Raw genomic sequence first — 7,864 nt, forward strand, 5'->3', positions numbered from 1 at the left:
ACGCTAGTGATACCCATTGTGATTGTGTGTATGTGTTGTTATTCCTGTGGGCACTGCCGTAAGGCGGCGCTTTCGGGAATCGTCTGCAATCTTAAAGTGCAGTATTTGTATGAGCTTGTTAGCATTTAGTTTGGCTTAATGTAAAGATTTTGATGCGTTATTGTTTATTTTTGCGAAGCGCACCGCACCATTTGTGGGCAAAAATGGGTTGTTGCACCAACGTGGCGCGAAGTGCGAACGCTTTCGGTGCAACCCTGGTACAACCGCGGTCAAAATCGCCTACAGGGATGAAATTAAGCAATGGACGTGCCAGATTGGCGCTGGAGAGCGTAAAGCGGGGAAGACCCGCCGGCGACGAATGCCGCCGGGAGCAGGCCGGGCGGCTGCCCGGCGGAAAAGATTAGCGCCGACGCTGGCGCAGGCTCATCACCAGCGCGGCAAAGCCAAAGAGGGCGGTTAACGCCCACAGCGGCCAATTGCCGGTACGAGCATACGGCGTCAGGCCGGTGGTTGGCGTGACCTTAGTGGTCAACACCGCGCGGGTAAACTGTGGGATCATGTCCTGAATTTCACCACGCGGGCCAATAACGGCGGTGATACCGTTGTTGGTGCTGCGTAGCAGCGGGCGCGCCAGTTCCAGCGCGCGCATCCGCGCCATCTGGAAGTGCTGCCATGGGCCAATTGACTTACCAAACCACGCATCGTTGGAGATAGTCAGCAGATAATCGGTATCCGGGCGGAAATTATCGCGGACCTGCTCGCCGAGAATGATTTCGTAGCAAATTGCCGCCGTAAGCTTCAGGTTATGCGCTACCAGCTGCGGCTGCACGTAAGGGCCGCGGCTGAACGAGGACATCGGCAAATCGAAGAACGGCGCCAGAGGGCGTAAAATCGATTCCAGCGGTACGAATTCGCCGAACGGCACCAGATGGTTTTTGTTATAGCGATTGGTCGAGTCGTAGCTGTACGGGTTATCTTTACCCAGCGTGATGATGGTGTTGTAGGTATCGTAGCGGTTTTGTTTATTGAGGCGCGCATCGACGATACCGGTAATCAACGAGCTATTTTTTGCCCGCATCAGGTCATCAACCATGCTGAGGAAATGCTGCTGATTGATTTCCAGATCCGGAATCGCCGACTCCGGCCAGATAATCAGCTGCGATTTACCCATATGCGGCTGGGTGAGAGCGAGATAGGTTTTCAGGGTGTTTACCAGCTGGTTTTCATCCCATTTCATCGCCTGCGGGATATCGCCCTGCACCAAAGAGACTTCCGTCGCCCGCTCAGGCAGCAGTTGATACCACTGGATATAACGCAGCGGGAAGGGCAGGGCAAATAGCACTATCGCCACCAGCAGCGGTTTCCAGTGACGCTGCGCGATAGCCAGCGCCAGCAGGCCGCTGACCACCATCAATAGAAAGTTTATCGCCTCAACGCCCATCACCGGCGCCAGGCCCTTTAGCGGACCGTCAATCTGGCTATAGCCGAACTGCAGCCACGGGAAACCGGTCAGCACCCAGCCGCGGAGAAATTCGGTAATTTGCCAGATGACAGGCGCGGCGATGGCCAGACGGATCCAGTTAGTTTTCGGCCATAGTCTCGCGAGGATCCCGGCGAACAGACCGGTGTACAGCGATAAATAGGCCGCCAGCAAAGCAACAAGGAAAACGTTAACCGGGCCCGGCATGCCGCCGAACTGCGCGATGCTAACGTAAACCCAGTTAATACCGGTGCCGAATAGCCCAAGCCCCCAGAAGTAGCCAATCCAGGCGCTCTGTAGCGGGCGACGGTTGAGAGTGAGCGCCTGCAGACCAAACAGCGAGACAATCGCCGCTGGCCAGAAGTCGTAAGGTGAAAAAGCCAGCGTTCCGCTGGCTCCGAATAACAGCGCCAGCAGCAGACGTACGCGCTGGCGTTCAAGTAAAGAGGCAAATACCATTTAGGTTAATCGTCCCGTTAAATTAGTCTTCCAGCTTCGGCTGCGGCGCATCATCAGGAAGCTTTACATGGACCTGAATAATACGTCTGCTGTCAGCCATTGCGACCTTGAATTGGTAACCATCAATGTCAATCGACTCGCCGCGGGCCGGGAGATGACCAAAGGCCTGCATCACCAGTCCGCCGATGGTATCGACCTCTTCATCGCTGAAGTGGGTGCCGTAGGCTTTATTGAAATCTTCAATCGATGCCAGCGCGCGTACCGTCCAGGTATGACGGCTTAGCTGACGGAAATCGATATCTTCCTCTTCATCGTATTCGTCTTCGATTTCGCCGACGATAAGTTCGAGAATATCTTCGATAGTCACCAGGCCAGAGACGCCGCCGAACTCGTCGATGACGATCGCCATATGATAACGTTGCGAGCGGAACTCTTTCAGCATGCGGTCAACCCGCTTGCTTTCAGGCACGACAACCGCCGGGCGTAACACTTTTTCCATGCTGAAAGCTTCGGCGTCGCTGCGCATAAACGGCAGCAGATCCTTAGCCATCAGAATCCCTTCAATGTGATCTTTATCTTCGCTAATGACCGGGAAACGCGAGTGGGCGGATTCGATGATCACATCGAGGCACTCGTCCAGCGTCTGGTTGCGTTTCAGGGTAATCATTTGCGAACGCGGGATCATAATATCGCGGACGCGCTGGTCGGCGATATCCATTACCCCTTCGAGCATGTCGCGAGTATCTTCATCGATAAGCTCGTTCTGCCCGGAGTCACGGATCAGCGCCAATAATTCATCACGGTTTTTGGGTTCACCGTGGAAAAGTTGGCTGAGTAAGAGGGAGAAAAATCCCTTTTTGCTGTTTACTGTGTCACTACTGTGTGAATTGTCGTCGCTCATGGCGTCGTATGGGTTCTCGTGTTGATTTAATTGTCGCTCGTCGCGCGTAAACTCAGCGTCGTACGGCATGTTTTGCCTGATAGCGCTACGCTTATCAGGCCTGGGATACGCATGAATGTAGGCCGGATAAGGCGCTTGCGCCGTCATCCGGCAAGTTACTATTCAGCAATCTTCTCGGCAATGTACGGATCCTCATAGCCCAGAGCAAGCATTATCTCTGTTTCGAGTCCTTCCATTTCTTCCGCTTCTTCATCTTCGATATGATCGTAGCCCAGCAGGTGCAGGCTACCGTGCACGACCATGTGCGCCCAGTGGGCCTCCAGCGGTTTTTCCTGCTCTTTGGCTTCCTGTTCAACCACCTGGCGGCAGATAATCAGATCGCCGAGCAGCGGCATCTCAATGCCCGGCGGGGCTTCGAAGGGGAAGGAGAGGACGTTAGTCGGCTTATCCTTGCCGCGATAGGTCAGGTTCAGCTCGTGGCTTTCGGCGACATCAACCAGGCGAATCGTTAACTCTGACTCTTCCTGGAACTGCGGGATGACGGCATCCACCCAGCGTTGAAAGAGGGCTTCGTCCGGTAGACCGCTGGTGTCTTCGCAGGCCAGCTGTAAATCGAGAATCACCTGACTCATTTTTGCTCCTGTTCTTGGGCTTCGCGTTTGCGCTCGGCGGCCAGTTCTGCTTTACGTTTTTGTTCGGCTTCTTCCCATGCCTCATAGGCATTGACGATGCGGGCGACCACCGGGTGGCGCACCACGTCTTCGCTGTGGAAGAAGTTGAAGCTGATTTCATCGACTTCCGCCAGCACTTCAACGGCGTGACGCAGACCTGATTTGGTATTGCGCGGCAGGTCAATCTGGGTAACGTCGCCGGTGATAACCGCTTTCGAATTAAAGCCGATACGGGTCAGGAACATCTTCATCTGCTCGATGGTGGTGTTCTGGCTTTCATCGAGAATGATAAAGGCATCATTCAGCGTACGCCCGCGCATGTAGGCCAGCGGCGCGACTTCAATGACGTTACGCTCAATCAGCTTCTCGACTTTCTCAAAGCCGAGCATCTCGAACAGCGCGTCGTACAGCGGGCGCAAATACGGGTCAACCTTCTGGCTTAAGTCGCCCGGCAGGAAGCCGAGCTTCTCGCCTGCTTCGACCGCAGGACGAGTCAGCAGAATGCGGCGAATTTCCTGACGCTCCAGGGCATCGACCGCCGCGGCGACAGCAAGATAGGTTTTACCGGTACCCGCCGGGCCGACGCCAAAGGTAATGTCGTGGTCGAGGATATTGGCGATGTATTGCGCCTGGTTTGGCGTGCGCGGTTTGATGACTCCGCGTTTGGTTTTGATATTGATGGCCTTGCCGTATTCCGGCACGCTCTCGGCGCTCTGTTCGAGCACCCGGGCTTCTTTAATAGCCAGATGGATTTGTTCCGGTTCAATATCCTGAATCTGGCCGCGCATTGGCGCGGTATCGACATACAGGCTTGTCAGAATATCGGCCGCGGCGTGCACGCAGATGGCGCGGCCGGTCAGTTTAAAGTGATTGTCGCGGCGATTGATCTCAATACCCAACCGACGCTCCAGCTGTTTGATGTTGTCGTCAAACGGGCCGCACAGTGCTAACAGGCGGGCATTGTCCGCTGGCTCCAGGGTAATTTCACGGGTTTCTATGTTCAAACTGTTCCTCTTATTACGTGTGTTGCCGGAGGACAATCGTCATCCGGCCAATAAGGAAATTATTCACGTCACGGGAATATGGCGCAAGCATTGCTGTAGATATAGGGGCGAGGAGGGGAAATGCAAGGCCTGCCGGAACCGACAGGCCTGCCGGGATTACGGCTGGTAGATGCCGACGCCCAGATCGTTTTCTTTTCGCGTACGCGCAATGACCGATTCCGGCGATTCCACGACGCGCAGTCCCATCTCATCTTCTGTGCGGACAATTTTGCCGCGTAATGAGTTAGTGTAGACATCGACGATTTCTACGTCGACGAATTTACCGACCATATCCGGCGTGCCTTCGAAGTTCACCACGCGGTTGTTCTCGGTGCGCCCGGAGAGCTCCATCAGGCTCTTACGCGACGTGCCTTCTACCAGAATACGCTGTGTTGTGCCGAGCATGCGGCGGCTCCATGCCATCGCCTGCTGATTAATACGTTCCTGCAGAATGTACAGGCGCTGTTTTTTATCGGCTTCAGGAACATCGTCGACCATATCCGCCGCCGGGGTGCCCGGGCGGGCAGAGAAGATAAAGCTGTAGCTGACATCAAAGTTAACCTCGGCAATCAGCTTCATGGTTTTTTCGAAGTCTTCCGTCGTTTCGCCAGGGAAACCGACGATAAAGTCGGAGCTAATCTGAATATCCGGGCGCGCTTCGCGCAGCTTGCGGATAATCGCTTTATATTCCAGCACGGTGTGGGTACGGCCCATCAGGTTCAGTACGCGATCGGAACCGGCCTGCACCGGTAAATGCAGGAAGCTCACCAGCTCAGGGGTATCGCGATAGACCTCGATGATATCGTCAGTAAACTCAATCGGGTGGCTGGTGGTGAAGCGAATACGGTCGATGCCGTCGATGGCGGCGACCAGACGCAGCAGATCGGCAAAGTTGCCGGTCGTGCCATCGTAGTTTTCGCCGCGCCAGGCGTTAACGTTCTGCCCGAGCAGGTTGACTTCACGCACCCCTTGCGCCGCCAGTTGAGCGATTTCAAACAGAATATCGTCGCACGGACGGCTCACTTCTTCACCGCGGGTATAGGGCACCACGCAGTAAGTGCAGTATTTGTTGCAGCCTTCCATAATGGAAACGAAGGCGGTCGGCCCCTCGGCGCGCGGTTCCGGCAGGCGATCGAATTTTTCGATTTCCGGGAAGCTCACGTCGATAACCGGTTTATGGTTATTGCGCACCGCGTCGATCATCTCCGGCAGGCGATGCAGCGTCTGCGGGCCAAAAATAATGTCAACGTAATGGGCGCGCTGGCGAATCAGTTTGCCTTCCTGGGAGGCGACGCAGCCGCCGACGCCGATAATCACGCCGGGTTTTTTCTCTTTCAGTAGTTTCCAGCGGCCAAGCTGATGGAACACTTTTTCCTGCGCCTTCTCGCGAATTGAGCAGGTGTTGAGCAGCAGCACGTCCGCTTCTTCGGCCACTTCTGTGAGTTGATACCCATGGGTGGCATCCAGCAGATCGGCCATCTTGGATGAATCGTATTCGTTCATCTGACAGCCCCAGGTTTTAATATGGAGTTTTTTTGTCATCGACTTGCTCATGCTCAATTATAAAGACGGGTATAAGTTAAGAATTAGAATTCGTTTGCAGGGTACGCATTGTAATGCTTTGGTTGCCACCTGACCAGTGCGACCACGATCCCCCGCAAGGTGCAAAAAATCCGGTAAACTTAAGGAAATCAGCTTTAAGGATAATTGCCATGACAATTCATGCAACAGATATCGCCATCGTTGGCGGCGGAATGGTCGGCGGCGCGCTGGCGCTGGGGCTGGCGCAACACGGGTTTTCGGTGACGGTGATAGAAAAACACGCGCCTCCGGCCTTTGATGCCGCTGCGGCGCCGGATGTGCGTATTTCGGCGATCAGCGCGTCGTCGGTCGGCTTGCTCAAAAGCCTCGGCGTTTGGGAAGCGGTGCGCGGTATGCGCGCGCATGCTTATCGTCGTCTTGAAACCTGGGAGTGGGAAAGCGCGCATGTTGACTTTAATGCCGCCGAGCTGAAGCTGCCTGAGCTTGGCTATATGGTGGAAAATAGCGTGCTACAGCTGGCGCTGTGGCAGGCGCTTGAAGCCCATCCGCAGGTGAGCTTACGGGTTGGCGTGACGTTAAGCGAGCTTCATCGTGAGCCGCAGGGCGTTTCGCTGCGCCTGAGCGATGAGAGCGTTTGCACGGCGCAACTGGCGATCGGCGCAGACGGCGCGAATTCTCAGGTGCGCGAACTGGCCGGCATCGGCGTACAGGCGTGGCAATATCAGCAATCCTGTATGCTAATTAGCGTGCAATGCGCCGACGATCCCGGTGATAGCACCTGGCAACAGTTCGCCCCCAGCGGGCCGCGCGCCTTCCTGCCGCTATTCGATAACTGGGCGTCGCTGGTGTGGTACGACACCCCGGCGCGCATCCGCCAGCTGCAGGCGATGTCGATGGCCCAACTGCAGCAGGAAATCACCGCGCATTTCCCGAAACGTCTGGGCAGCGTAACGCCAATGAGCGCCGGCGCCTTCCCGTTAACCCGTCGACATGCGCTGCAGTACGTGCAACCGGGGCTGGCGCTGGTAGGGGATGCGGCGCATACCATTCATCCGCTGGCGGGGCAGGGGGTTAACCTTGGCTATCGCGACGTTGACGCGCTGCTGGATATTTTGGCGGAAGCCCGCGGGCGCGGGGAAGCCTGGTCCAGCTTGCCGGTGCTGAAGCGCTATCAGGCGCGGCGCCGGGCGGATAACTTTATTATGCAATCCGGCATGGATCTGTTCTATGCCGGCTTCAGCAACGATTTAGCGCCGGTGCGCGTGTTGCGTAATATTGGCCTGATGGCTGCCGAACGTGCCGGTGTATTAAAGCGCCAGGCATTGAAATATGCATTAGGGTTGTAAAGGGGCATTTGCCGATGGGGGCTGCAGACTAAAGTTTTGCAGTACCTGCATCGGCAAGATGACTATCCGCAGAAAGCAAAAAAGCTCACCGAAGTGAGCTTTTTTGTTAATAAGTGGCTGGGGTACGAGGATTCGAACCTCGGAATGCCGGAATCAGAATCCGGTGCCTTACCGCTTGGCGATACCCCAACAGGCTGCGTTCACAGAGGAACGTCTTTTGAATTTGGCTGGGGTACGAGGATTCGAACCTCGGAATGCCGGAATCAGAATCCGGTGCCTTACCGCTTGGCGATACCCCAACAAATTTTTACGGATTTACCGATGTTAACCGATAGTCCTGAATATGGTGGCTACGACGGGATTCGAACCTGTGACCCCATCATTATGAGTGATGTGCTCTAACCAGCTGAGCTACGTAGCCA

6 protein-coding genes and 3 tRNA genes are annotated in these 7,864 nt (G+C 55.5%); 1 reads left to right on the plus strand and 8 read right to left on the minus strand.

The window, feature by feature from the left end; genetic code table 11:
* Positions 1-400 precede the first annotated feature (400 nt).
* The 5 genes from lnt to miaB all read right to left on the minus strand — a co-directional run bounded on the left by lnt (position 401) and on the right by miaB (position 6,096).
* Positions 401-1,939, minus strand: a complete 1,539-nt coding sequence (gene lnt, locus ABLV08_RS10580) for an apolipoprotein N-acyltransferase (protein WP_348855828.1) — start codon at positions 1,937-1,939, stop codon at positions 401-403.
* Positions 1,940-1,961: 22 nt separating this feature from the next.
* Positions 1,962-2,840, minus strand: coding sequence for a CNNM family magnesium/cobalt transport protein CorC (gene corC / locus ABLV08_RS10585; protein WP_015704743.1), 879 nt, complete (start codon positions 2,838-2,840; stop codon positions 1,962-1,964).
* Between the two features lie 158 nt (positions 2,841-2,998).
* Positions 2,999-3,472, minus strand: a complete 474-nt coding sequence (gene ybeY / locus ABLV08_RS10590; RefSeq protein ID WP_015367715.1) for an rRNA maturation RNase YbeY — start codon at positions 3,470-3,472, stop codon at positions 2,999-3,001.
* Positions 3,469-4,515, minus strand: coding sequence for a PhoH family protein (locus ABLV08_RS10595; protein ID WP_015367714.1), 1,047 nt, complete (start codon positions 4,513-4,515; stop codon positions 3,469-3,471). Before ABLV08_RS10595 ends, ybeY begins: the two co-directional genes overlap by 4 nt.
* A 156-nt stretch (positions 4,516-4,671) precedes the next feature.
* On the minus strand, positions 4,672-6,096 hold the full coding sequence (gene miaB / locus ABLV08_RS10600; protein WP_015367713.1) for a tRNA (N6-isopentenyl adenosine(37)-C2)-methylthiotransferase MiaB: 1,425 nt from the start codon (positions 6,094-6,096) through the stop codon (positions 4,672-4,674).
* Positions 6,097-6,266: 170 nt separating this feature from the next.
* Here miaB and ubiF point away from each other — a divergent pair, with 170 nt between their 5' ends.
* A complete protein-coding gene (gene ubiF / locus ABLV08_RS10605; RefSeq protein ID WP_348855829.1) occupies positions 6,267-7,442 on the plus strand; it encodes a 3-demethoxyubiquinol 3-hydroxylase in 1,176 nt (391 codons plus the stop codon).
* A 114-nt stretch (positions 7,443-7,556) separates the two neighbouring features.
* On the opposite strand, the gene ABLV08_RS10610 is transcribed toward ubiF, so the two are convergent.
* From ABLV08_RS10610 to ABLV08_RS10620, 3 genes are all read right to left on the minus strand, one after another.
* Positions 7,557-7,631, minus strand: a tRNA-Gln gene (locus tag ABLV08_RS10610).
* A gap of 35 nt (positions 7,632-7,666) precedes the next feature.
* Positions 7,667-7,741: transfer RNA gene (locus ABLV08_RS10615), tRNA-Gln, on the minus strand.
* A 45-nt stretch (positions 7,742-7,786) separates the two neighbouring features.
* Positions 7,787-7,863, minus strand: a tRNA-Met gene (locus ABLV08_RS10620).
* Between the last annotated feature and the right edge of the window lies 1 nt (position 7,864).

It is taken from the genome of Klebsiella sp. CN_Kp088 (genome assembly GCF_040064335.1).
Lineage (GTDB): Bacteria > Pseudomonadota > Gammaproteobacteria > Enterobacterales > Enterobacteriaceae > Klebsiella > Klebsiella aerogenes.

What these genes read in the sequence shown, in the direction of transcription:
- ubiF (WP_348855829.1), top strand. Translation starts at nt 6,267, where the DNA reads ATGACAATTCATGCAACAGATATCGCCATCGTTGGCGGCGGAATGGTC.
- miaB (WP_015367713.1), bottom strand. Translation starts at nt 6,096, where the DNA reads ATGACAAAAAAACTCCATATTAAAACCTGGGGCTGTCAGATGAACGAA.
- ybeY (WP_015367715.1), bottom strand. Translation starts at nt 3,472, where the DNA reads ATGAGTCAGGTGATTCTCGATTTACAGCTGGCCTGCGAAGACACCAGC.
- lnt (WP_348855828.1), bottom strand. Translation starts at nt 1,939, where the DNA reads ATGGTATTTGCCTCTTTACTTGAACGCCAGCGCGTACGTCTGCTGCTG.
- corC (WP_015704743.1), bottom strand. Translation starts at nt 2,840, where the DNA reads ATGAGCGACGACAATTCACACAGTAGTGACACAGTAAACAGCAAAAAG.